Here is a 24,494-nt window from a genome sequence, read left to right as displayed (position 1 = left end):
CCTGACCTAGAGCTCGATGGCGTAATATTTAGGCTCCATGAATTCCAGGATCCCAGTGACCCCGCCTTCTCGCCCAAGGCCACTCTGCTTGACTCCGCCAAATGGTGCTGCGGGATCCGACATCAGGCCGCGGTTGATTCCGAGCATTCCCGTCTCCAGCCGCTTGCCGACCCGCATCGCCCGCTTCAGGTCGCGCGAATAAAGGTAGGCCGCGAGGCCATACTCTGTGTCATTCGCGAGCCGAACCGCATCATCCTCACTCTCGAATTTGTACACGGCAGCGACCGGTCCGAAGATTTCTTCGCGCGCGATCGTCGTGTCGTGAGACACGTTCTCAAGCACGGTCGGCGGATAGAAATAACCATCCTGCTGCAGCGGTTCGCCGCCAGTGGTGGCGCGTGCGCCCGCCGCGATTGCGTCGCGCACCAGACGGTCGATCTTCTTCACCGCGTTCTTCGTAATCATCGGTCCGCACTGCGTCTCAGCCTCATAACCAGCTCCGACCTTGAGCGCCGCCATGCGTTTGGTCAGTCCCGCAACGAAGGCCTCGTGGATGCCAGCTTGCACGATAAACCTGTTTGCCGCGGTGCAGGCTTCCCCGGCGTTGCGCATCTTCGCGATCATCGCACCGTCGAGGGCTGCGTCCAAGTCGGCATCATCGAAGACCAGGAATGGCGCGTTGCCGCCCAACTCCATCGAGCAGCTGACGACGGATTTCGCTGCCTCGGCAAGCAGCACGCGACCCACCCCGGTGGAACCGGTGAAGGACAGCTTACGGACCCGAGGATCCTGCAGCATTCGGCTGGTGATATCGGAAGGCTTGCTGGTGGTGAGGACATTAACGACGCCGGGCGGCACGCCCGCCTCCTCGCCAAGCCGCGCCATTGCATAGGCGGTGAGTGGTGTTTCCGAAGCGGGTTTCAGGATGACAGTGCAACCAGCGGCCAGGGCAGGCCCGATCTTGCGTGTTGCCATCGCGGCAGGGAAGTTCCAGGGCGTGATGAGGACGGCAATGCCAATCGGCTCATGATCCACAAGGATTTTATGCGCACCGGACGGCGTGTGGCGATATTCGCCGGCGATCCGGGTAGCCTCTTCGGCGTACCAGCGGAAAAATTCGGCGGCGTACGCGACTTCACCACGGGCATCCGGCAGGGCCTTTCCGTTCTCCAAAGAGATGAGCCTCGCCAGTTCCTCGGCGTGCTCCGTCATCAACTGGAACCAGCGCCGCAGGATCTCTGATCGCTGGCGAGGAGGTGTGTCGCTCCAGCCGGCGGCGGCAGCCTCGGCAGCATCCACAGCGCGCATGGCATCCTCAACGGATGCGTCGGCAACTTCACCCAGGACCTTGCCCGTCGACGGATCATGAACCGGAATTCCATCGCCCGGTAGCCACTCGCCACCAATAAAAAGGCCGGCAGTATGGAGGGCAGGGTCGGCGTAGTTCGGCGTTTTGGACTGCAACATCATCGGACACGACCTTTCGGGTTCAGTTGAATTTGCTGAGATTGCCGCCATGGGCTGCAGCGACCAGGTTGCGCATTTCGTGCGCGTTCAGGGGACGCGGATTGTTCTGGATGAGCCGGGCAATCCCAAGGCTCTGTTCAGCAACCCAATCGATGCGATCCTCGTCAAGACCGAGTGCGCTCAGGCTCTTGGGGATACCGATGCGCTCGAACAGGGAGGCCAGCGCGGGAATGACCGCATCTCCTCCGGCAAGGCCCGCAGCCTGGGCGATCTGCGCCAGTTCGGTGCCGATCGCGGGCGCATTCCACGTCATCACATAGGGCAGCAGACAGGCGACCCCAAGCCCGTGCGCCGTGTGTGTGAGTGCACCGACCGGATACTGGATCGCATGGGCGGCGGCAGTGCCGGCGACGCCGAAGGCGAGCCCAGCCAAGGTGGCGCCGAGCATGACCTTTTCGCGCGCTGTGCGATCCGAACCGTTCTGGCAGGCGGCTTCGAGCCCTTCCCAAAGCAGGGTGATGGCGCTCAACGCAAGCTGGTCGGAGATCGCGTTCTTGCCGACGAAAACACGTTGCTGCGCGATTCCGGGAACAGGCTCGCGCCGAACAGCGGTGAATGCTTCGATTGCGTGTGTTAGCGCATCGGCTCCGGCGATTGCCGTCAGCGAGGCCGGGCAAGAGAGCGTCAGGTCAGGATCGCAGATCGAGGTTGTCGGGATGAGAAAGGGGCTCGAAATGCCAACCTTCAGCGTTCGTTCGCTATCTGAAAGCACCGCGACAGGCGTGACTTCGGACCCGGTGCCAGCAGTCGTCGGGACGGCGATCAATGGGATGATCGGCCCGCAGACCAGGTTTTCTCCATAATAATCTTGTGGGCGGCCGCCGTGCGTTAGCAGCAAGGCAACGCATTTTGCCATGTCGAGGCAGGAGCCACCACCGACGCCGATGACGAGATCCGGGGCGAACTCCCGTGCTCCATTGGCTGCCGTGATGGCAGATTCGACGGGCACATCGGGAAGGGTCGAGGCGTCGATCCTGCACGTGATACCTGCGTCTTTCACTTGCTGAACCATGGCGAGAAACTCGGCGTCAGCAGAAAGGCGCGCGTCGGTAACGAAAAGTGCTCGCTTGCCGAGCCTGGCGGCTATGCCACCGAGAGCATGTCTCTGCCCGCTTCCAAAATGCAGCTCACGCGGCGCCCTTAGTGTGCCGAACAGGTTCATCGATGTCTCCTCCGGTTGATCAGGCGGCCGCGAGGGCCGTTAGCTGCTGAAACGTGTTCGCCGATTTTCGATCCAGTGGAAGATCGGCAGCGCGGGTGTCCATTCACAGGTGCCGCCGACCTGCGACTCGATCCGCCCTTCTTCAATTGAGAGACAAGAGCCGAAGAGCCCGAGAGAATGTTCACGCCGAAATCCTATATGAAATCGTATACGATATTCTATTTGACATATGATACGTGTTTTGCAACAAAAGATTTCAGTTCAGCAGGCGAGGTTCAGAAGTGGCAGTTGCGGCAGAGCGGCAGAAGCGGGCAGGCGTCCTTCGCCCCACCAGCGTCGTCGAAAGCGTTTATGAAAGCATCTATCATCGCCTGATGTCGCTTGAGATCGCGCCGGGTGCGCGGATCCCGATTGATCTCTTCGCCAGGGAGCTAGGTGTCTCACAGACCCCGATCCGCGAAGCGCTGAGCCGACTTGAGCGGGAAGGGTTGGTTCGCAAGGAACACCTGATCGGCTATTCGGCGGCTCCTCAGTGGACGCGCAAGCAGTTCGAGGATCTCTATGTCTTCCGTCTGCTGATCGAGCCTGAGGCTGCCCGACTTGCTGCATTAAATATGACGCCTGAGGCGCTGCAGCAACTTGAAGTGTTTTCGGCAGACATGGGGCAGGGCGGTCCTCCGGTGGACCGCAACACGCGTTATTCCCGTTTTGCACGCGCCGATGCACAGTTCCACGACGCCATCCTGAAGATCGCCGGCAACGACGTGATCCGCACGTCATTGTCGAGCCAGCACACCCACCTGCATATCTTCCGCCTAATGTTCCACACACGGGTGACGCAGGAAGCGCTGCAGGAGCACGAGGATTTGCTGACGGCGTTTCGAGCGGGTGATTCCGAAGCTGCCGCACAGGCGATGCGCGTTCATATTGAGCGCTCCCGCGACCGTTTGTTGTCGGCTTTCGAATGAACGCGTCCGTGTCCCATAACGCCTTTTCGGCGGCTTCAAGCGCGGTCGCGACGCTGAGGGCGGAGGGGCTGGGCAAGACCTATGGCGCCATCACCGTGTTGTCGGAGATCACGCTCGACGTCCGTGCTGGCGAGATCCACGCTATCATTGGCGAGAATGGCGCTGGCAAGTCGACCCTGATGAAGGTGCTCTCGGGCCACGTTTCTCCCACTGCGGGAGAGCTGTTTCTTGAAGGCACGCCAGTCAAGTTCAAGAGCGCGGTGGAGGCCGAAAAGGCCGGGATCGTTCTCGTCCATCAGGAGATACTGCTCGCGCCGGATCTGACGGTCGCTGAGAACCTTTTCCTCGGGCATGAAGTTGGCCGAGGCCTCTTCACGAACGACAAGTTCATGAACCGGCGGGCGGCAGAACTGCTGGCACAGGTCGGTTCGACAGCAAGGCCGCGGGACCGCGTTGGCGAGCTTTCGCTTGCCCAGCGTCAGCTGGTCCAGATCGCGCGTGCACTGCTCGAGGAGCGCAAGCTTGTCATATTCGATGAGCCGACGGCCGTTCTCGCCAATGACGAGGTGGCGGCACTCCTTGATATCATCCGCAGTTTGCGGGACCGCGGCGTGGCGGTGCTCTACATCTCGCACCGGCTGGATGAGGTTCAGACGTTGGCCGACAAAGTTACGGTCCTGCGCGACGGACACATGATCGGCACCTGGTCCGCAGCCGGTCTCACCACCCGTGAAATGGCCGAACTGATGGTCGGGCGCAAGCTCGACGCGCTCTATCCGCATAAGCGTCCGGCGCCGGCAGGCGCGCCGCTGCTTTCGGTGTCGGGTCTTCGCGTTGAAGGTACGCCAGACAAGATTTCCTTTGATCTGCGTCCGGGGGAGGTCTTGGGGATCGGCGGGATGATCGGTGCGGGGCGCACCGAACTGATGGAGGCGCTGGTGGGGTTGCGGGCCTCCACTGCAGATAGCGTCCTCTTGAACGGCACGGAGGTGCGCCACCGCAGCGTCAGGACGATGATGGACGCCGGCCTCGTCTACCTGACGGAGGACCGGAAGGGGAAGGGGCTGCTTCTGGAGGAGAAGCTTGCTCCTAACCTCACGCTGCAGGCGCTTGATGCAGTGAATCCGGGAGGGCTCCTCGACAAGCGCGGGGAAGCGTCGAGGCTGGAGAAGGCGGTTTCTGACTACGACATCCGGGTGCGTTCGTTGCGCCTGGAAGCGGGCAAACTTTCAGGGGGAAACCAGCAGAAGCTGCTCCTGGCCAAGGTGATGATGGCCGATCCTTCGGTGATCATCATCGATGAGCCGACGCGCGGCATCGACATCGGCAACAAGAGCCAAATCTACGAGTTCGTCGACGCCCTGGTGCGCGCCGGCAAGGCCTGCATCGTCATCTCGTCGGAAATGCAGGAGCTTGTTGGCCTGTCGGACCGCGTCCTGGTGATGCGGGCCGGCAAGATCGTCGCCGAATTCCGGGGACAAGAGATCAATGAGGAGAATGTCGTCTATGCCGCCACGACAGGTGGTGGCGGTGGCGTCGGGGAGGATAGCCATGACCACAGCAACAACCACACTCGCACCGGTTGACGATGGGATAAAATTCCGTTGGGCCGAACTGGCTCCCTTCATCGCGCTGGCGGTGATTGTCGTCCTCGGCGTGCTGGTGAATCCGAATTTCGCGGCGCCGACGAACATCCTCAACGTGGTCACGCGAAGCGCCTTCATCGCGATTATCGCGTTGGGCGCAACATTCGTAATCTCGTCAGGTGGGCTTGATCTTTCTGTCGGTTCGATGCTGGCCTTTGTCACCGGCATCATGATCATGGCGATGAACTACCTGGCGCCAGGTTTCGGCACCTGGGCGATTCCGATGGGCGCGGTATTGGCGTTGGTCGTCGGATCCCTTTGTGGCCTGTTCAATGGCCTGATCATCACGGTTGGCCGGATCGAGCCTTTCATCGTCACTCTGGGGACGATGGGCATCTTCCGCGCCCTCATTACCTTCATGACGAATGGCGGCTCGCTACCCATCGATCGCAGCCTGCGTGAAGCGTACCGGCCGGTTTACTTCGGCAATATCTTCGGCATTCCCTATCCGGTGCTGATCACCGCGGTGATCGTGCTGCTCGGTGCCTTCCTGCTTTACAAGACCAAGTATGGTCGGCGCTTGACGTCGACCGGCTCCAATGTCGAGGTGGCGAGGTTCTCCGGCGTTAATGTCGCCCGGGTGCGGACCATCGCTTATGTGGTCCAGGGCTTCTGCGTCGCCGTCGCGGCCATCTGCTACGTGCCGCGCCTCGGTGCCGTGACACCGACCACCGGCCAACTGTGGGAATTGCAGGTCATCACCGCCGTTGTAATCGGAGGCACGGTGTTGCGGGGAGGGCGTGGGCGCATCGGCGGGACCATTGCCGGGGTGCTGATCCTCGAGGTCATCGCCAACGTCATGGTCCTGTCGGACATGGTGTCCGAATATCTCGTTGCTGCGGTCCAAGGCGCGATCATCATCATCGCGATGCTCGCACACCGGTTCACGGACAACCGATAAATCCAACCAGAACTTCAAGAGGAGGAGAACATGAAGTCATTATTACCAAGAGCAGGCATCTTATTGTCTTCGGCAGCGATTGCGCTGGCCATGTCGTGGGGAGCGGCACAGGCGCAGGAAAAGAAGACGATCGCCGTTTCTATTCCGGCGGCAACGCATGGCTGGACGGGAGGCGTCGTCTACCACGCTGAGCAGGCTGAAAAGGAGGTCGAAGCCGCATTCCCGAACATCGACGTGGTCTTGTCCACCGCCTCGTCCGCACCTGCGCAGGTGTCCTCGCTGGAAGATCTTGCCGCAACGCGCAAGCTTGATGCGCTGGTTATCCTGCCCTTCACTTCGGAGGAACTGACTGAGCCGGTCAAGCAGATCAAGCAGAACGGCACCTTCATCTCCGTCGTGGATCGCGGCCTGACGGACCAGGCAGTACAGGATCTTTACGTCGCAGGCGATAATATCGCTGTTGGCGCCAATACCGCACGCTGGCTGATCGACAAGCTCGGCGGCGAGGGCGAGATCGTGGTGCTGCGCGGCATCCCGACGGTGATCGACGACGAACGCATCAAGGGCTTCTCGGACGCCATTGCCGAAACGAAGATCAAGATCCTCGATATCCAGTATGCGAACTGGAATCAGGACCAGGCCTTCAAGCTGATGCAAGATTACCTGGCCAAATACCCCAAGATTGATGCTGTCTGGGCAAACGACGACGACATGCTTCTCGGCGTTCTGGAAGCGGTCGACAGCGCCGGCCGCAAGGACATCAAATATGCTCTCGGCGGCAACGGCATGAAGCAGGTGATCGAGATGGTGAAGAAGGGTGACGAGCGCACGCCGGTCTCCACGCCCTACCCGCCATCGATGATCAAGACGGCGATCTACATGACGGCCGCACAGTTCAACGGCCAGGCCCCGATGCGCGGGTCCTTCCTCCTGGGGGCGCCACTGATCACGCCGGAAAATGCGGATCAGTTCTACTTCCCCGATTCCCCCTTCTGACGGCTTTGGCGGTGCCGTGGCTCTGGCCCCGGCACCGCCACCAAACAAACGATAGGAGATATGACATGAGTGGCAAGAAGATCCTCATGCTGACCGGCGAGTTCACCGAGGAATACGAGATCTTCGTATTTCAGCAGGGGATGGAGGCCGTCGGGCATACGGTGCACGTGGTGTGCCCGGACAAGAACGCCGGTGACCGGATCAAGACGTCCCTGCACGATTTCGAGGGTGACCAGACCTATACCGAAAAGATGGGCCACTACGCTGACATCAACAAGACGTTCTCGGAAATCCGCGTTGAGGAATATGATGCCGTTTATGCGGCTGGCGGGCGCGGCCCGGAATATATCCGCACAGACAAGCGCGTTCAGGACATCGTCCGTTACTTCCACGAAAGCGGCAAACCCATCTTCACGATCTGCCATGGTGTGCAGATCCTGATGGCGGTTCCGGGCGTGCTGAAGGGGCGCAAGGTTGCCGGTCTTGGCGCCTGCGAGCCTGAAGTGACTGCCGTCGGCGGCATCTATGTCGACGTGAAGCCGACCGAAGCCTTCGTTGATGGCAACATGGTTTCGGCAAAGGGTTGGACCGGCCTTGCCGCCTTCATGCGCGAGTGCCTGAAGGTTCTCGGCACGAAGATCGTGCACGCCTGAAACTTTGTAAAACGAGCATCCTCGCGATTGCCATCACGAGGATGCGTTCCCATCTCGTTCGGAACGCGGTACGTCTTGAGTTCCGCCGGAACTGCTCGCGATCCGTGGGCGGGGGCTTTAAAAGTTCCTAGAACTGCCGATCCCCGGAGAGGAGCCAGATGATGATCAAGATGAGCGTCTATTACCCGTCCAACCGCGGCTCAAGATTTGATCACGACTATTACCGCACCCGCCATATGCCTATGATCAAGGAGCGCCTCGGCGACGCCTGCCTGCGCTACGAGATCGACCGCGGCATATCCGGCCGTGAACCTGGGACTACCCCCGAGTTCGTCGCGGCATGCCACGTTTGCGTGCCGGATCTTGAGACCTTCAAGGAGGCCTTCGAGCCCCACCGCGCAGACGTCGGAGCCGATGTCCAGAACTACACGGACATCGTGCCGATCGTGCAGATGAGCGAGATCATCGCTTAGGATCCTTCTCGATGCGCAGGCCTTCCAGAAGCGTCTTGAAACTCTTCACCGCCCGCTTTGATGTAGCGTCTGGATCGTCGGAATTGGCGATCCACTGAGCCGCACTGCTGCTCGCAGCATTGACGAGACGCGCAGCCGCCTCCGGATCGATATCGACGATCAAGCCATCGTTTCTCAGGTTTTCGATGCTTCGGGCGACGGTCGCGATGCAGTGATTGGCGTTCGGCCACTGCGACGGATCGCCGAGCACGGCCGGACCGTCACGGAACATGATGCGCTGGATTTCGGGTTCGAGGGCGGTCAGCACATAAGCGACGTTCTCATCAACAAACCCCTGCCAACGGTCTGACGTTTTGGAGGAGATGTCGCAGAGCCTTGCGGACATCTCCGCATCGATCTCTGCCACGACGGCCGCGAACAAGCCCTTCTTGTCGCCGAAATGATGATAAAGCGCGCCGCGCGTCAATCCCGCCTTTGCGGTGAAGTCATCCATGGATGCTTCTGCATAACCGAGCTCGCCAAAGGCGCGCCTTCCTGCGGATAACAGTTTCTGGCGCGTCTCTGCGATCATCTCGTTGCGTGATCTGCGCATCCAACCTCCAAGCATACATACGTTGCGTATGTTAATTGACATACGCAACGTATGTCTCTACGTATCTCACATACGCCGCGTATGTATGTAGCAGTTCCCTCTCAACAAGGAAACATTCCGATGTACAGTGCATACCGAAAGATATTCCGCGCACCCGGCGCCTTGGGCTTTTCGAGCGCTGGTTTCTTTGCCCGCCTTCCAATTGCGATGGCGCCCATCGGCATCGTGGCCATGCTGTCTCAGACGAGCGGCGAATACTGGCTCGCGGGCGCGGTCTCCGCGACTTTCGCGCTCACCAACGCGCTACTCTCACCGCAAATCTCGCGCCTCGTTGATCGGAAAGGTCAGACGGCCGTCCTGCTTCCGACGACAGTGGTTTCCGTAATCGCCTTTGCAGCTCTAATCTTCGCGGCTAATCGGGACTGGCCGGCATGGACGTTTTTTCTTTCGGCGCTTTTCGCGGCCACGATGCCAAGCATGCCAGCGATGCTACGGGCTCGCTGGACCGAAATCTTCCGCGGCAGGCCGGAGTTAAACACGGCCTTCGCGTTTGAGTCCGCCGCTGACGAGCTTGTCTATATCGCCGGGGCTTCGCTTTCCGTTGGCCTCGCGGTTTCGCTGTTTCCCGAGGCGGGCATGGTCGCGAGCACAGGCTTCCTGGCGCTTGGTACCTCAGCCTTCCTTGTTCAAAGAGGCACTGAACCAAAGGTGAGGGTGGTTAAGGAAGGTATACGTCAAGGCTCCGCTATCTGGCTGCGTCCGGTCCAGATCATCACGCTCGCCCTGATTTTCGTCGGCTCCACCTTTGCCACGGCCGAGGTCAGCGCTGTCGCGATTACCAAGGAACTGGGACGTCCCGATACTGCTAGCCTCGTCATCGGCGTTTATGCGACCGGTTCTTTCATCGTCGGCCTGATCCTTGGCGCACTCAACCCCAAGATGGCGCTTCAACGCCAACTGCTGATCGCGTTGACCGTGCTGGCGCTCACCGCATTGCCGCTTCTCGTCGCCAGCAGTTCCGTTGCACTCCTGGCCGCAGCCGTCTTCTTCAGCGGCATCGCAATCTCGCCGGTCTTCATCACCGCCTTCGGGCTTATTGAGCGCCGCGTACCGGAAGCGATGCTGACCGAGGGCGTGACTTGGGTGATGACCGGTGTGGGGATCGGCATGGCGTTTGGCGCCTTCCTGTCCGGCTGGGTGGTCGACACATTTGGCCCGAGCAACGGTTTCTGGGTCTCAGTCTTTGCCAGCGCGGCGGCATGGGTGACTGTGGCCGTGGCGCAAAACACCCTGGCCGGGGAACGCGCATCATCTCCTGAGCTAGCGCCGACGTCGTGAAGGCTTTTGACGGCGGCCTTCGCCGCCATCTACCGCCGCGAGCCTATGATTTTTGCCAGACCGACACATGCTTTCTGCTGACAGAGGTGAAGGGCTGTTTTTCCCAGCCGCCCCAGCGGTGTTGGAGTGTCATGCCCGCCAGCCGCGCCATGAGGTCGAGCTCGGCGGGCCAGACAAAGCGAAACGGCACCGACAGCTTCTGAGTTTCTCCATCCCGACGTTGGATATGATGGGACGAGAACTCCTGGGTCACCACATCAAACTCGTCGATGCCCCAGTGTGTGTCGCTGCAGGCGAATGCAACCAGCCTCTCACCGACAGGCAGCCGTTGAAGTGGCGGAACGCCAACCTCCACCAGGAAGACACCACCCGGCTTAAGATGCGCGGCCGCATTTTGGAAGCAGGCGACCTGCGCATCCTGGGTTGTCAGGTTGTTGATGGTGTTGAAGGCAAGATACACCAGCGAGAACTCGCCTTCGACGCGAATTGTCGCCATGTCGCCAATCGCTACCGGAATCCTCTCTCCGCCCTGCTTGGCGCGCAAACGAGAAACCATGGCGCGCGACAACTCTATGCCTTCAACGTCAACGCCTCTCGCGGAGAGTGGAAGCGCAAGTCGACCGGTTCCGATCGCGAACTCAAGAGCCCGCCCGCCATCCGCCAGTTCGACAAGAAGATCAACGATCGGATCAACCACCTCGGGTGCCGAGATCGCATCATCATTGTCGTAGGTTGCTGCGACCGCTTCATCAAAAAATCCGTCATCGTGCATCACACAATTCTCCTCCTTTCTTGGCCCAGCCGTAGAGCGTTTAGTTGAAGATCGGTCCGCCAAGCGTTTTGTGGACAGGCGGCGGAACTCCGGTATCGGCAGGGGTTATCTTGGCGCCTTTGGCCAAGCCGATTGTCGTCGCGGAGCCGGCGTGTTTGCGCGCCAGCTCAGTGATATCGCTGCGGGCGACACCAATGTCCGCCAGATCGCGATCGGATAGCCACTGCAGTTCCTGCTCGGTTGTCGCTTGCCGCCACCAGCGCGATACCACCGCAACAACGTCCCGATAGAACCGTCCAATCGGGTCAACTCGTTCTACTGACATGACTTTGTCTCCAGCCTTGGTTGCTGTGACGGTCAATCTACGTATCTGCGTCAAGACCTGTTATCGGTATCCTGTCAATAAATGTCGGGGAGACGCCATGATTGCCGCGGACAACCTGATCAACGTGCATCTGCCTGAAGATGCGGTCGGAGACTATCGGTTCACCGCCGTCGGCCAGGGTGGATCAGAGCCCGCTGGCCAGACATATACTTTCCATACACACCACCGTGCCCAATTGTTTCAGATCGTGCGCGGGTCGTTGCGGCTCGAGACGGAGGGTGGCTATTTCATCGTGCCGCCCGAGCGGGCCGTTTTCGTTCCCTCGGGCGTCTTGCATGAAGTCACTTATCTCCAGGAAACTGAACGCAGTTACCTCTTCTTCCGTCCGGAGGCTGTGGTCGATCTCCCTCGAGATGTCTCGGTGATCGGCACGACGCCGCTTCTCCGCGAACTTATCCTCGCCTTCCTGGAGATCCCGCGAGCAGACGCCGGCAGTCCGCGTGCCGAGCGGCTGGCGGCGGTCATTATCGACCAACTGGAGACGAGCCCGATTGCGCCGCTCTCGCTTCCGTCACCCACCTCAGGACGGCTGCGAGAGATTGCGGCCGGCATCCGCCGGGAGCCAGGCGAGGAGTGGCCGCTCAAGGAGCTCGCTTCCCGGGCAGCGATGTCGCCACGCAGCTTCCAGCGTCATTTCCAGTTGGAAACCGGCATGAGCTTTCGGGCGTGGCGCCAGCAGGCAAAGCTTCTCAAGGCTGTAGAGTGGCTTGCGGCCGGCAAGAGCGTTGGCGACATCTCCTTCGCCCTTGGCTATTCAGGGCCTAGCGCCTTCATTGCCGTTTTCAGAGCAGCCTTCGGAACCTCACCTGGGCGATATTTCCAAGGCAGCGAACGGGGTGATTTTCGTGGGTAATGGCATTTCTCGGGCAGCAGTGGTGGTCGCGCTTGGGGTGACGCAGATCGTCGGCTACGGCACGCTGTATTATTCGTTCTCGATCTTGGCGCCGCACATAGCCGCCGATCTTGGGATCAGCCTCCAACAGGTCTTCGCCGTCTTCTCCCTTTCCCTGCTATTCGGCGGGCTCGCAGCACCGATCATAGGCCGGCAGATGGACAGGCTCGGCGCCGCAACCGTATTGACGGTCGGTTCGCCTTTATCGGCCCTGACATTGGTATTCTGCGCCTGGTCACCGTCGATCGCCGTCTTTGCCATCGGGATCATCCTCCTCGAGGTGTCGTCGGGCATGGTGCAGTACCAGGCGGCCTTTGCAGCCCTGGTGGAAAACAATCCGAAGACGGCATCGCGCAATATCACCTATCTCACCTTGATCGGCGGCTTTGCCTCGACGATCTTCTGGCCGGTGTCTGCCAGCTTGCTCGGCCACATCACCTGGCGGGAAATCTATGTCCTGTTTGCTGCGCTCAATCTCGTGCTGTGCATGCCTCTGCATTTCTGGATCATGGCGCAGCGCATGGCTGTCAGCGCGAGTGGCGTGAGACAGACCCGCGAACCGGTTGTCGGAGCTATTCCAGTGGAAAACCGGCGCGAGGCGATGCTCATCGTATCCACCGCCTTCGCGATCTTGGGGTTCACCCTGTCGTCCATCCTTGCGCACATGGTTCCGATGCTCGGCGCTCTAGGGCTCGGCACTGCTGCTGTCGTTGTCGGCACCTTGTTCGGTCCTGCTCAGGTCCTGAGCCGATTGATAAACATGGTTTTTGGCACGCGATTGTCGCCACCCATGCTGGCGGTGATTTCCGCTGCCTTGATGGTCGGCGGCATCGTCATCCTTGGAAGTGTAGGGAGCTCACTTATGGGGGCGGTGGCATTTGCCATCTGCCTTGGGCTGGGATCCGGCATCAACTCGATCGCGCAAGGCAGCCTGCCGCTTTATCTGTTCGGCAGTGAAGGATACGGCGCGGTGACCGGCAAGATGGCCGCCGCGCGACTGGCGGCCGGAGCCGCCGCACCCTTCGCTTTCGCCGCTGCCATGGAGCGGGTCGGAATCGAGGTGTCGTTGTTTGCAACCGCCGCTTTGGGAGCCGTGGGCGTCGCTGCGTTTGGAAACGTGGCCGCCCGGGTGAGGCGACAGCAACGGGTAACGTAAGCTCTCTTTGATTTGCGCGCTCAGCCTGAACGTCTGGAGTGGTGATCCTCCAGGTGTCGCCGTTCCTCGACGGTGGAAAATAGCACGGCCAGCGCCATGCCCACGGCGGCACCAATCAGCGTGTCCAACACGCGCTCCGGCACCATGCCAAGATCGTTTGTCGGTCCGGCAAGGAAGGTCATGAGCAGCGCCATCGGCGTTACCAGCACTTGGCCCAGCGCATAATTGCTGCCGATGACGATTTCCGTCCCGACCATCAGGCAAACCACGACGGCGATGACGACCCAAACCGGTGGCCCCTGGGTCAGGAGCAGCCAGACGAAACCCGCGCCGACCAACGTACCGACCGTGCGCTGCAGCGCCCGGTTCATGCCGATATGCAGATGCGGCCCCTGCATGACGGCAACAGTGCCCAATGCAGCCCAGCCGGGATGCGCCAAGCCCAGCGCATAGGCTGTAAAGGCAGAGGCCGCGCCTCCGAGGGCGATCTGCAGAGATCGGTTGAGGCGGTCTCGTAGCGGATGCAGGGTTTCGCGGGGCAAGTCCGGCTCGCCGCGCTTGTAGCGCAGTGTATCGGTCAGCCTGCAGATGACCCACGCCAAGATGCCAACAACGAGAACTGCGGCGCTTCTTTCGGCCACCTGCGCAAGCGAACCGGTAAAATTGACCGAGGCGCTTGCCGCAAAAACGAAGATCAGAGCACCAGGGGGACCGAACCGACCCGTGGTGCTGATGAAGAAGAATGCACCGCAGCCGATTGCGATCAGCATGAGCTGCAGCCAGTCAGGTGCGCCTGCCCAACCTGCAAGCGAGACGACCGTCACCGCGAAGACCTGCCAGAGAAGGCACTGCAGGATGATCGAACTCCGATCTGCTCTCCGAGCAAACCGGCCAAACAAGGCCACGAGAGAACCAAGCGAGGCAAAGCCAATCAGGTGTGACCACGGCGAGACTGATACCAGGGGGAGCGCTATGGCTGCACAGAGTGCGGCCTGAACCCCGGCGACTACGCTGACCCGCCAACGCGCCTGGGGAGCGAGCGCCATGCTTTCGCGGATCTGGTGGGGCGTCAGCAGACGACGAATGGCATCTATGCGACGCATGGCGTGCGGCGCGCGAGGCGCTTCCCTGGATGAAGATCTAGCATGTGTTTGCCTCTTTCGACCGAGGCTTCAAGCCTCGCGAGGAAATATGTAGCGGGCCGCAGGCAGCGGCGGGCTTAAACTTATTGATTTAGAGATCTCTTACCGGACGAACATCGCCGAACCAAGCCCAAAGTCCGGCACCACCCCTGACCAGGAAGCAGACATAAACGGTGGCCTGGTTGAGACGATGCACTTGCCTCGACTTTGACACCTTCGGTTGCTTTGCCAAGAGACGTTGAATCCAATCGCGCTTGGTGTCTCATGCTGCCCTTGCATTCCCTTGGCGAACGCATCGTCGTCCTCGGCCCGTCCAATGCCGGCAAGTCGACCCTTGCCGTGGCGCTGTCAAAGAAGCTCGGTTTCCCTGCCATCCATCTCGACCAGCTCAAGCATCTGCCGAACACCGACTGGCAGCAGCGCCCGGATGCAGAATTTACCGCGCTTCATGATGCGGCGATCCTTGAAGAGCAATGGGTAATGGACGGCAATTATTCGCGCCTGATGCCCCAGCGCTTCGCCCGGGCGACTGGCGCAATCCTCCTGTCCTCCAACCACTGGCTGCGCCTCGGCAGGTACTTCAAACGGACGCTTATCAACCGCAGCGACCGCGCTGGGCATTTGGAAGGTGCGCAAGACAGCATCAAGTGGGAGATGATCCACTGGGTCGCCGTGAGGACCCGGGACAGTAGCCTCAAGTATGCGCAGGCGATCCGCCAGTCCGGTCTTCCCGCAGTGGAGTGCGGCACGGCCGCCGCGCTGAACCAGTTGTATCGCACCTGGGACCTGCCGACACTACGATGACGTACTCTGATGCCGAACGTGTGGCCATCAGACGGCGGCGGAGCGACCGCCAACGAACGCTTCTTCCCTACGGATAAAGCTACTCTCCTGAGGCCATTTGCATCACCGTTTCCGCGACAGGGAACTTTCGCCCGACGGCTGTCCCGCTTACCTGGCGGGCATTGTTCCAAAAGGCGTTGACGTTGCGCGTCTGGTTGCCGACATGCCGGTAGAGCACGATCTCGAGGTCAAGCGTCCAGTCCGAACTGGATGTTGCCGAAACGAGTTTGCCGGTCCGAAGTTCTTCCTCCACCAGGCTTTCCGGCAGCCAGCAGATGCCGGCGCCCGTGCAGGTCATGGTCTTGAGGCCGGCGCTGATCGCGTTCTCATGGACTGCACGCCGGCGGAAGCTGGGCTGTTGGGAAAAGAGCTTGCCCAGCGCCACGCCGAAGAACGAGCTGTAGCCATAGCTGAGATAGGGCAGGGTGAAGTGTTCGGCCAAAGCCTTGTCGAGAATGTTGTCTCCCGCCGTCCAGCGATCGCGATCGAGACGTAGCATGGGTGCCGCGACGGGCAGCAGGCGATCGCGGCCAACCGACAGGAAGTCGAAGTGCTCGCGGTCGAGATGAAGCGGAACCCGCGGGTTTGTATAGGTGAGGAAAAAGTCCGCCTCCCCATCCACGAGAGCAGCGAGATTGGCTTCGATGCCGCCGCGGTCGGGTATAAAGCAGAGACGGGTATCGGGCGCGGTCTTTTCGAGCACCTGCAGCCAGTTCGGAATGAAGGTGACAGTCAGCGTATGGAGCGCGGCGAACCTGACCATCCCTGCATCGGAAGCCGGTTGCAGCGTCTCGCGCGCCGCATAAAGTGCCCGGATCGTGTCTTGTGCGATGGGAAGAAAGCTGCGGCCCGCGGGTGTCAATTCCGCGGGAACCGCTCCGCGTTTGATGAGTGCAGCACCAAGCCAGACTTCCAGTTGCTTGATGCGTCGACTGAACGCCGGCTGCGACACGTTCCGCAATTCAGCGGAGCGCGAAAAGCTCGACGTATCCGCAAGCGTTACAAAATCTTCCAGCCACTTCAATTCCATTTAACACCGCCCCGCGCGAAGTCGCGCATCTTCTTCAACCCCCGCACCCGTTCATAAAGCCATTGATTTCGAATGAGTATGCATTTTTTGCATCATCTGCTGCTCAATGTGAATTGGCCAGTCTTTGTGCAGCGCAATAGGCTCCGACTCGGAAATGACATGCGAGGGGCTGGGCTAGGATATGGCCAGAATAGTGTATTGCGGCGGGGAGTTCGTCGCCGAGAACGAGGCCAAGCTGAGCCTGTTTGATCGCGGCTTCTTGTTCGGCGACGCCGTGTACGAAGTCACTGCCGTGATCGGCGGCAAGATGGTCGACAACGACTTGCATCTGGCGCGCCTGGAACGCTCGCTGTCGGAACTTTCCATCCCCATGCCGCTCTCACGTGAGGAGATCGAAGCGATCCAGCTTGCGCTCATCGAGAAGAACGCGTTGGTAGAGGGCACGGTTTATCTTCAGGTGTCGCGTGGCGCGGAAGACCGCGATTTCCTTTATTCCGATGGTCTGGAGCCGACCTTCATTGCCTTCACACAGGTCAAGAACCTGCTCGGCAGCAAGGGCCAGAAGCAGGGCTTGTCTGTCAATCTTGCTGAGGATCCCCGCTGGGAGCGCCGCGATATCAAGACGGTCATGCTGCTCGGGCAGGTGATGGCCAAGCGCCAGGCGAAGGCTACGGGCTTCGACGACACCTGGTTCTTCGAAGATGGCGCGATTACCGAAGGCGCGTCTTCGAGCGCGTTCATCGTGACGCATGATAGGCGCATCATCACGCGCGGCAACTCGAAGGCTATCCTGCCGGGCTGCACTCGTGCGGCGCTTCTCAAGCTTTGCAGCGCCCATGACGTTGTCTTGGAGGAGCGCCCATTCACCATTGCCGAAGCCCAGGGTGCGGCTGAGGCGTTCCAAACATCCGCAACCAGTCTAGTGACGCCTATCGTTCGTATCGGTGACGTCAGCCTGAATGGGGGTGTGCCCGGTCCCGTGACCCGGCAATTGCAGGCCTACTACCTTGAAACGGTAAACATACCCAAGGCAGCGGGCTAAGACCAAACCACAACGAAGCATCGACAGAGGCGAACACATGAAACTCAATTCGAAATTTATCGGAACTGCTCTTGGTTGCCTGATGGCATTGTCCGCTCCGGCACTTGCCGCCGAAGGCTATGGCGATTGCAAGCTCTATGGCGAGCGTGGCAGCGAGAAGGTCGAGACGGCTGTTCCCGGCCAGTTCACGGTGGTCATCAACCTTCCGGCAGTCGGCGAGTTCAACGGCGACACGCCTGAAACAGTCGAGAGCGGCCGCGAGTTCTGCATGGCAGTCAACATTGCGCACCGCCTAGGCATCGACAAGGTCGTGCTGAAGAACGCTTCCTTCGACTCGATCGTTGCTGGTCAGAACAAGGAATTCGACATCGCGCTTGCGCTGATCTCCGTGACCGAGCCGCGCAAGAAGGTCGTCGACTTCTCGACCCCTTATGCGAGTGGTGCTTTTGGTCTCGCAACGCGTGCGGATGCTCCTGTTGATGAAGCCGGCATCAAGACCACCAAGCTTGGCACCCAGGCCGGCACGATCATGGTTCAGTGGGCGCAGGAAAACCTGCCGGACGCCAAGCTCTCGGTATTCGACGATACGGGCGCCATGTTCACCGCCCTTGCCGCGGGCAATGTCGATGTCGTCATGACAGATATCTCTGTCATCCTGGGTCAGGTTGCAAACTCCAACGGCAAGCTGAAGGTCGTCGGCCAGTTCCCGAGCGGCCGCGATACTGCCGGTATCTACCAGAAGGGATCCGCTGCAAAGCCGGCAATCGACAAGGTCATTGCTGATCTTGCGGCAGATGGTACTCTCAAGGCTCTCGAAGAACAGTATCTCGCCGCCGAACGCGGCGGACTGAAGCCGGAAGATGTGCCGGTCTGGAAATACTGAGCTGATGGCTGGTTCGTCCTCAGAAATGCATAGTGAAACCGGGCGCGCTGCAACGTGGCGCGCCCGGGGCACCACGCAGACCCACGGTCTGCGCACAACACTGACGCTTGTCATCGCGATCTTCTGTTTCTTCCTCGTGGCCGTTTCGGCGCAGCACATCGGCAGCTATGCCGTCGAACAGGGCGTTTCCAAAGTCGCGGCCTTGATTCCCGGTGGCATCGCGGCCGTGGCCGCGGGTTACGTCCTGCTGCTGGCCATTCGGGCTGCGATGAAATCGGCCGCGGCGCGTCGTCATGCGGATGTCTATGAGGCACGCGCACTCGGCGCCGAGGCCTCGCTTGCATCGTGGAAGGCCTTGTCCTGGAGCGGAGCGCTGCTGGTGGTGACCGCCGGCGCCTGGTTCATGGCAGTCAATGACGCCGCAGTCAGTCGCACGTTCTTCGACCTCGAACTCATCCAAAGCTCGGCTGGCAAGGTGATCTGGGCCTTCGGCACCAATGTGACCATCTTCGCCGTCTCGGCTGTGCTGATCCTCGTATGGTCCTTGCTGATCGCGATTGCCCGCACGCTTCCCGGCGAGGCTGGCCGGCCCTTGCGTTATCTCGCAACGGCCTATGGTGACCTTTTCCGTGGCCTTCCCGCCATCATCACGATCTATCTCATCGGTTTTGGCCTGCCGCTCACCAATCTTCCGATCCTGTCGGATCTCGGCTCTACCTCTTATGCGATCATCGCCCTGACGCTGACCTATGGCGCCTATACGTCGGAGGTTTATCGCGCAGGCATCGAAGGCGTGCACCACAGTCAGGTCGCTGCGGCGCGCTCGCTCGGGCTCAGCCACACCAAGACGATGCGGTATGTCGTGGTGCCGCTCGCGGTACGCAACATCATCCCGCCGCTGATGAACAACTGCATCAGTTTGCAAAAAGATACGGCGCTGGTTGCCATCATCGGCACGATCGACGCCTTCAACCAGTCGAAGATCATCGCCGCCAACAACTTCAATCTCTCGGCTGTGACGACGGTTGCCATCCTCTTCATCGTCATCACCATTCCGCAGGCGCGCCTGGTGGACAAGTTGATCGATCGTGATCGTAAACGCATGCGAGCAGGGGGCTGAGCGCATGTCGCTTCTCGAAATCAATGGCGTCACAAAGCACTACGGGGTGCTGGAAGTCATATCCAACCTGACGCTGAATGTCGACGAACATGAGGTCGTCTGCCTCATCGGCCCCTCGGGCTGCGGCAAGTCCACGCTGCTTCGCTGCATCAACCGGCTTGAGGAGATCTCCTCAGGCGAGATACGCATCCATGGCGATCGCATTACCGGCCCGGGCGTGGATCTTGACCGGTTGCGTCGCGACATCGGCATCGTCTTCCAGGGGTATAACCTCTTCCCGCACATGACGGTGCTCGAGAACACCATCCTTGCACCGACCAAGGTGCTCGGTATGGGTAAGCGCGAAGCGAGCGAAAAGGCCATGGCCTTCCTGGAGCGGATCGGCCTTGCCCACAAGGCGAATGAATATCCGGACCGGATGTCCGGCGGCCAGCAGCAGCGGGTGGCCATCGTCCGCGCCCTGATGATGGATCCGATGCTGCTCCTCCTCGACGAGATCACCTCGGCGCTTGACCCGGAACTGGTTTCCGAAGTGCTGGATATCGTGCGCGATCTTGCGGCCCGTGGCATGACCATGATCCTTGCAACGCATGAAATGGGTTTTGCGCGCGAGGTGGCCAACCGGATCTGCTTCCTGCAGGCTGGACAGGTTTACGAGCAGGGCCCGCCGGCCGAATTGTTCGGCAATCCGAAGGGTGAGCGGACGCAGGCCTTCCTGAGAAGCTTGAAGAAAGCTGGCCGCATCTAACGGCAGCCGGACGAGGACATTGATCATGAGTACAGCCCGCAGCCTTGGCCTCTGGACCGATGGCGTCAACAGCCTCCCGACCGGCGCGAACAATGCCATCACCGATGTACCGGGCGTGACCGTCGGGCACCGCACACTTCAAGGTGACGGGCTTGCGACCGGCGTTACGGCAGTCGTGCCGCATCAGGGCGATCTCTTCCGCTCGAAGGTACGTGGGGCGGTGGAGGTCATCAACGGTTTCGGGAAGTCCGGCGGCCTCGTGCAGATCGCCGAACTCGGTACGATCGAGACGCCCATTCTGCTGACTAATACCTTCGGCGTCGCCGCCTGCACTGAGGCGCTGATCCGGCGGGCGATAGAGCAGAACCCGAAGATCGGCAGACAGACGTCGACGGTGAACGCCGTTGTTTGCGAATGCAACGATGGCCAGATCAGCGACATCCAGGCCATGGCGGTGACCGTGGACGATGCATTCGCTGCGTTGGATGCAGCCGCACCCGGCGTCGTCGAACAGGGCGCGGTTGGGGCTGGAACCGGCATGACAGCCTTCGGCTTCAAGGCCGGCATTGGCACATCCTCCCGTCACTTCAGCATGGGCAAACAGGAGTTCACGCTCGGTTCCCTGGTGCTCGCCAACTTTGGTCGCGCTGGCGACCTCACCTTGCCTGATGGACGCCGTCCTTCGCCGAATGACGTCAGCGCGCCGGAACAGGGCTCGATCATCGTCATCGTCGCCACCGACCTGCCGCTTGGCGATCGGCAATTGCAGCGCGTTGCCCGTCGTGCAGGCGCCGGTATTGCGCGTCTCGGTGCCTTCTGGGGCAACGGTTCTGGCGACATTGTGGTGAGTTTCACGACCGCCGACCAGGTTGTGCACGAAGGGCCTGATTTCCAGACCGTGCAGATGCTCGACAACGACCACATCGACCTGGCATTCCGTGCGGCGGCAGAGGCGACACAGGAAGCGATCTTGAATGCTCTCGCTGCGGCCCCGGCAACGACTGGCCGCTCCGGCAAGGTGTTCCCGTCGCTTGCGGATTGGGCGAAAGAGCAACAGAGATGAAGATCTTCCTATCCGCCGACATCGAGGGTACGGCCGGCATCGCCCACTGGGATGAGGCCGATCGTGAAAAGGCGGACTACCAAGAGTTTCGCGAGTTGATGACCGGCGAGGTGCTCGCGGCTTGCGAAGGTGCGCGTGCGGCGGGTGCAACCGAGGTTTTGATCAAGGACGCGCATGAGAGCGGCCGCAACATCATCGTTGATCGTTTGCCAGCCTATGCAAAGATCATGCGCGGCTGGTCCGGCCACCCGGACTCCATGATGTTCGGCATCGGTTCAGACTTCGCCGCTGCCATCTATACGGGCTATCATGCAAAGGCGGGGTCGGAAGCCAACCCGCTCGCCCACACCACGACGACGCGCGTTTCGCGCGTGCTCCTCAACGGGAAAGTCGCTTCCGAATTCACCTTCAATGCGCTCTGCGCAGCCCGCTACAAGGTGCCGTCTGCCTTCCTCGCCGGTGATGCCGAAATCTGCGCTGATGCACGCGCGTTAGTGCCGGACATCGAGACGGTCGCAACACTTGAAGGTTTCGGCCGCGCGTCACTTTCCATTTCGCCAGCGCAGGCGCGAGAGGCGATCTTCAACGGCGTGAAGACGAGCCTGGAAGGTCTCTCCTCGCGTACCGTGCCGACCGTCGATGGCCCGTACGAGGTAACGGTCGAGTTCGTGAACCCAACCGATGCCTATCGCGCGTCATGGTATCCGGGTGCTTCTATTTGCGGACCACGCGCTATCGGCTTTAAGTCTGATGACTTTTTCGAGGTCCAGCGCGCCCTGCGTTTTCTGCTCGATTGATCCGCAGGTTTTTTGCATTCCGTTGCCGTTTTTTGCTGACCGGAATGGGTGTGTAGACCGTCGTGCAATCGCGTGCGCCGGGGCAATTTGCGATCTTATGCATTTAGAAGCCTTCTAAAAGAGCCGTGTTGTTGGCTCCGATCTTCCTCGCTAAGAACCTGACTGGAATGTTCAAGTTTATGGGGTGATGCGTAAATGACAGGGGCAGCAGTTCCGGGGTGGAATAACAGCAAGGCTAGACGCAAGAGGGTGGTTCGGCTGATGCTGGCCGGAACAATCCTCAGCGCTGCCGGCAATTCCCTGGCGCAGGATGCGCAAGACGATTCCGTCCTCGAGACGATCGTCGTGACGGCATCCGGGTTCGAGCAGAACGTGAAGGATGCACCTGCGAGCATCACCGTCGTCACGCGCGAGGAGTTGGAAAAAGGTGCGTTCCGTGACCTGACCGATGCGCTTCGCGAAGTCCAGGGTGTCGCCGTGACCGGTGTTGCCAACGAGAAGGACATCTATATCCGAGGCCTGCCCGGCACCTACACATTGATCCTGGTTGACGGAAAACGGCAGAGCACCAGAGACGCACGCCCAAACGGAAGCTCCGGCTTTGAGCAGAGCTTCATTCCTCCGGTTTCCGCCATCGAGCGCATCGAGGTCGTTCGTGGTCCGATGTCCTCGCTCTACGGTTCGGATGCCATGGGCGGTGTCATCAACATCATCACGCGCAAGGTCTCGAACGCCTGGTCCGGAAGTGTCACGACCGAAGCCACCCTTCAGCAGCACAGCAAGTTCGGCAATAGCGGTCAGGTCTCCTTCTATGCCAATGGCCCGATCCTGAAGGATACGCTCGGCCTGCAGATCTGGGGACGTGGCTACAAGCGCGGCGAAGACAGCTTCCTCAGCGGCATCACGGGTGCCAAGGAAGGCGATATTGGCGGCCGCCTGACGCTGACGCCGAATGAAGACCATGACATCGTCCTGCAGGGCGGCCTGAGCCGCATCGAGCGCAAGGCGCGTCCCGGTGAAACCCTGGAGGCGACTGCCGCTGCCACCGAGCCTCACCACGACCGTGATCATTGGTCACTGTCGCATACCGGGCGCTGGGGACCGACAACCTCGGAATTCTCCATCCAGCAGGAATGGGGTACGCGCACGACCTACAACTATGATGCTGCGACCGGCAGTTTCGTGCGCAATCCGCGTGCACCGCAGATCCGCAACACCGTCGTCGACGGCAAGTTCACGACGCCGTTTGAACTTCTGGGCCAGCACACGGTCATCACAGGCGGGCAGTACATGGAAGGCCGGCTGCGTGACCAGAACCCGGGCCGGCGCACCGGTGTCACCGAAACTTTCAGCATTGAACAGTGGGCGCTGTTTGCCGAAGACGAGTGGAAGATCACGGATGACTTCGCACTGACCACCGGCTTGCGCCTCAACCACCACGAGGTTTACGGCGACAACCTGACTCCGCGCATCTACGGCGTCTGGAACGCGACCGACGACCTGACAATCAAGGGCGGCGTTTCGACCGGCTTCCGTGCACCGGACATCCGCCAGATTGCGCCCGGTTACGCCATGACGACCGGCGGCAGCGGCTGCTCCTACGGTCCGGCGGGCACCTGCGGCGTCATCATCGGGGATCCGGACCTGAAGGCGGAAACTAGCACCAGCTATGAAATCGGTGCGGTCTGGGAGCAGGATGATCTGGTTCTCGGTGCGACCTATTTCTACACCGACTTCAAGGACAAGATCAGCAATGCACTGGTCCTGAGGCCTGATGGTACGCCCGAGCGCTGGTCGGAAGATCCGAACTACCGGCTCTGGTACAGCTACAACATTGACGATGCGGTGATCCAGGGCGTTGAACTGACGGCCAAATGGTATGCGACGCCAGAGCTGACGGTGCGCGGCAGCTACACCTACACACATTCGGAGCAGCAGACAGGTGATTACGCTGGCTTCCCGCTCGCCCGCACGCCAGAGCACATGGCCAATATCCGTCTGGACTGGATCACGCCGATCGAAGGCCTTGAGGCATGGGTGTCCGGCAACTACCACGGTGAAGAAATCGCGGCTGGCGCCCGGATTGGAACGAATGGTCGTCCGGTGACGATCAATGGCCAGCCGGGACGCAAGTACGACGCTTACGCCACGTTCGATATCGGCGCGAAGTTCGACGCGGGCGAAGGCGTGACGATGAATGCGGCCGTCTACAACGTCTTCGACAAGAAGATCGAGCAGACGGACTTCAACACTGTCGTCGAAGGGCGCCGCTTCTGGCTCAGCGTCAGCAAGTCGTTTTGATCAAGACAACAGACGGCGCTGGTGGATTGCAGTGCCGGCTGTTTGCCCGAACCAAAAAAGGCCC

Annotated in this window: 24 protein-coding genes; 17 read left to right on the top strand and 7 right to left on the bottom strand. The window is 60.5% G+C overall.

Translation table 11 applies throughout. The annotated features are described in order from the left end of the window. Positions 1-6: 6 nt before the first annotated feature. Positions 7-1,470, bottom strand: coding sequence for an NAD-dependent succinate-semialdehyde dehydrogenase (locus M0654_RS07955; protein ID WP_390919792.1), 1,464 nt, complete (start codon positions 1,468-1,470; stop codon positions 7-9). 19 nt (positions 1,471-1,489) lie between these two features. Next, on the bottom strand, positions 1,490-2,689 hold the full coding sequence (locus M0654_RS07950) for an iron-containing alcohol dehydrogenase (RefSeq protein WP_248682607.1): 1,200 nt from the start codon (positions 2,687-2,689) through the stop codon (positions 1,490-1,492). Between the two features lie 281 nt (positions 2,690-2,970). Here M0654_RS07950 and M0654_RS07945 point away from each other — a divergent pair, with 281 nt between their 5' ends. The 6 genes from M0654_RS07945 to M0654_RS07920 all read left to right on the top strand — a co-directional run bounded on the left by M0654_RS07945 (position 2,971) and on the right by M0654_RS07920 (position 8,326). Then, on the top strand, positions 2,971-3,657 hold the full coding sequence (locus tag M0654_RS07945) for a GntR family transcriptional regulator (protein ID WP_248682606.1): 687 nt from the start codon (positions 2,971-2,973) through the stop codon (positions 3,655-3,657). Further along, positions 3,654-5,243, top strand: coding sequence for a sugar ABC transporter ATP-binding protein (locus tag M0654_RS07940; RefSeq protein WP_248682605.1), 1,590 nt, complete (start codon positions 3,654-3,656; stop codon positions 5,241-5,243). Before M0654_RS07945 ends, M0654_RS07940 begins: the two co-directional genes overlap by 4 nt. Continuing rightward, positions 5,209-6,204 (top strand): ABC transporter permease, encoded by a 996-nt coding sequence (locus M0654_RS07935; protein ID WP_248682604.1) that lies wholly within the window; start codon positions 5,209-5,211, stop codon positions 6,202-6,204. The genes M0654_RS07940 and M0654_RS07935 overlap by 35 nt, the downstream gene beginning before the upstream one ends. 30 nt (positions 6,205-6,234) lie before the next feature. Next, on the top strand, positions 6,235-7,200 hold the full coding sequence (locus M0654_RS07930) for a substrate-binding domain-containing protein (protein ID WP_248682603.1): 966 nt from the start codon (positions 6,235-6,237) through the stop codon (positions 7,198-7,200). Positions 7,201-7,265: 65 nt separating this feature from the next. Continuing rightward, entirely contained in the window at positions 7,266-7,853 is a 588-nt protein-coding gene (locus M0654_RS07925; RefSeq protein ID WP_248682602.1) for a DJ-1/PfpI family protein, read from the top strand. Positions 7,854-8,014: 161 nt separating this feature from the next. Continuing rightward, positions 8,015-8,326 (top strand): EthD family reductase, encoded by a 312-nt coding sequence (locus M0654_RS07920; RefSeq protein WP_248682601.1) that lies wholly within the window; start codon positions 8,015-8,017, stop codon positions 8,324-8,326. Here the strand turns inward: M0654_RS07920 and M0654_RS07915 are convergent. Beyond that, on the bottom strand, positions 8,316-8,918 hold the full coding sequence (locus M0654_RS07915) for a TetR/AcrR family transcriptional regulator (protein WP_248682600.1): 603 nt from the start codon (positions 8,916-8,918) through the stop codon (positions 8,316-8,318). The genes M0654_RS07920 and M0654_RS07915 overlap by 11 nt on opposite strands. A 120-nt stretch (positions 8,919-9,038) precedes the next feature. On the opposite strand from M0654_RS07915, the gene M0654_RS07910 reads away from it, so the two are divergent. Next, positions 9,039-10,256, top strand: coding sequence for an MFS transporter (locus M0654_RS07910; protein WP_248682667.1), 1,218 nt, complete (start codon positions 9,039-9,041; stop codon positions 10,254-10,256). Positions 10,257-10,299: 43 nt separating this feature from the next. Here the strand turns inward: M0654_RS07910 and M0654_RS07905 are convergent, their stop codons facing one another. Both M0654_RS07905 and M0654_RS07900 read right to left on the bottom strand, forming a co-directional pair. After that, complete coding sequence (locus M0654_RS07905) at positions 10,300-11,028, bottom strand: class I SAM-dependent DNA methyltransferase (protein WP_248682599.1); 729 nt, start codon at positions 11,026-11,028, stop codon at positions 10,300-10,302. 40 nt (positions 11,029-11,068) lie between these two features. After that, positions 11,069-11,353 carry a DUF1127 domain-containing protein gene (locus M0654_RS07900; protein WP_248682598.1) on the bottom strand — a complete coding sequence of 95 codons (285 nt, stop codon included), beginning with the start codon at positions 11,351-11,353 and terminating at the stop codon, positions 11,069-11,071. A gap of 97 nt (positions 11,354-11,450) precedes the next feature. Here M0654_RS07900 and M0654_RS07895 point away from each other — a divergent pair, with 97 nt between their 5' ends. Beyond that, entirely contained in the window at positions 11,451-12,266 is an 816-nt protein-coding gene (locus M0654_RS07895) for an AraC family transcriptional regulator (RefSeq protein ID WP_248682597.1), read from the top strand. Further along, positions 12,259-13,461: an arsenite efflux MFS transporter ArsK gene (gene arsK, locus M0654_RS07890; RefSeq protein ID WP_248682596.1), complete on the top strand. Its 1,203-nt coding sequence runs from the start codon at positions 12,259-12,261 to the stop codon at positions 13,459-13,461. Before M0654_RS07895 ends, arsK begins: the two co-directional genes overlap by 8 nt. Before the next feature lie 20 nt (positions 13,462-13,481). Here the strand turns inward: arsK and M0654_RS07885 are convergent, their stop codons facing one another. After that, on the bottom strand, positions 13,482-14,564 hold the full coding sequence (locus M0654_RS07885; protein WP_248682595.1) for an FUSC family protein: 1,083 nt from the start codon (positions 14,562-14,564) through the stop codon (positions 13,482-13,484). 303 nt (positions 14,565-14,867) lie between these two features. Here M0654_RS07885 and M0654_RS07880 point away from each other — a divergent pair, with 303 nt between their 5' ends. Next, positions 14,868-15,407, top strand: a complete 540-nt coding sequence (locus tag M0654_RS07880; protein ID WP_248682594.1) for an AAA family ATPase — start codon at positions 14,868-14,870, stop codon at positions 15,405-15,407. Between the two features lie 79 nt (positions 15,408-15,486). Here M0654_RS07880 and M0654_RS07875 read toward each other — a convergent pair whose 3' ends face one another. Then, positions 15,487-16,476, bottom strand: a complete 990-nt coding sequence (locus M0654_RS07875) for a LysR family transcriptional regulator (protein ID WP_248682593.1) — start codon at positions 16,474-16,476, stop codon at positions 15,487-15,489. Between the two features lie 181 nt (positions 16,477-16,657). On the opposite strand from M0654_RS07875, the gene M0654_RS07870 reads away from it, so the two are divergent. From M0654_RS07870 to M0654_RS07840, 7 genes are all read left to right on the top strand, one after another. Next, complete coding sequence (locus M0654_RS07870; RefSeq protein WP_248682592.1) at positions 16,658-17,518, top strand: D-amino-acid transaminase; 861 nt, start codon at positions 16,658-16,660, stop codon at positions 17,516-17,518. 37 nt (positions 17,519-17,555) lie between these two features. Next, entirely contained in the window at positions 17,556-18,401 is an 846-nt protein-coding gene (locus tag M0654_RS07865; RefSeq protein ID WP_248682591.1) for an ABC transporter substrate-binding protein, read from the top strand. Between the two features lie 4 nt (positions 18,402-18,405). Next, complete coding sequence (locus M0654_RS07860; RefSeq protein WP_248682590.1) at positions 18,406-19,521, top strand: amino acid ABC transporter permease; 1,116 nt, start codon at positions 18,406-18,408, stop codon at positions 19,519-19,521. Positions 19,522-19,525: 4 nt separating this feature from the next. Then, positions 19,526-20,269 carry an amino acid ABC transporter ATP-binding protein gene (locus tag M0654_RS07855; protein WP_248682589.1) on the top strand — a complete coding sequence of 248 codons (744 nt, stop codon included), beginning with the start codon at positions 19,526-19,528 and terminating at the stop codon, positions 20,267-20,269. Positions 20,270-20,294: 25 nt separating this feature from the next. Next, the gene (locus M0654_RS07850; protein WP_248682588.1) at positions 20,295-21,332 is read left to right on the top strand and encodes a DmpA family aminopeptidase; all 1,038 of its coding nucleotides are present in this window, start codon (positions 20,295-20,297) and stop codon (positions 21,330-21,332) included. After that, positions 21,329-22,129, top strand: a complete 801-nt coding sequence (locus M0654_RS07845) for a M55 family metallopeptidase (RefSeq protein WP_248682587.1) — start codon at positions 21,329-21,331, stop codon at positions 22,127-22,129. Before M0654_RS07850 ends, M0654_RS07845 begins: the two co-directional genes overlap by 4 nt. Positions 22,130-22,390: 261 nt before the next feature. Beyond that, complete coding sequence (locus tag M0654_RS07840; protein WP_248682586.1) at positions 22,391-24,430, top strand: TonB-dependent receptor domain-containing protein; 2,040 nt, start codon at positions 22,391-22,393, stop codon at positions 24,428-24,430. Positions 24,431-24,494 lie beyond the last annotated feature (64 nt).

Source organism: Neorhizobium turbinariae (assembly GCF_023223505.1).
Taxonomy (GTDB): Bacteria; Pseudomonadota; Alphaproteobacteria; order Rhizobiales; family Rhizobiaceae; genus Neorhizobium; species Neorhizobium turbinariae.
The sequence above is the reverse complement of the archived record's forward strand: the minus strand, read 5'-3'. Positions and strand labels throughout refer to the sequence as shown.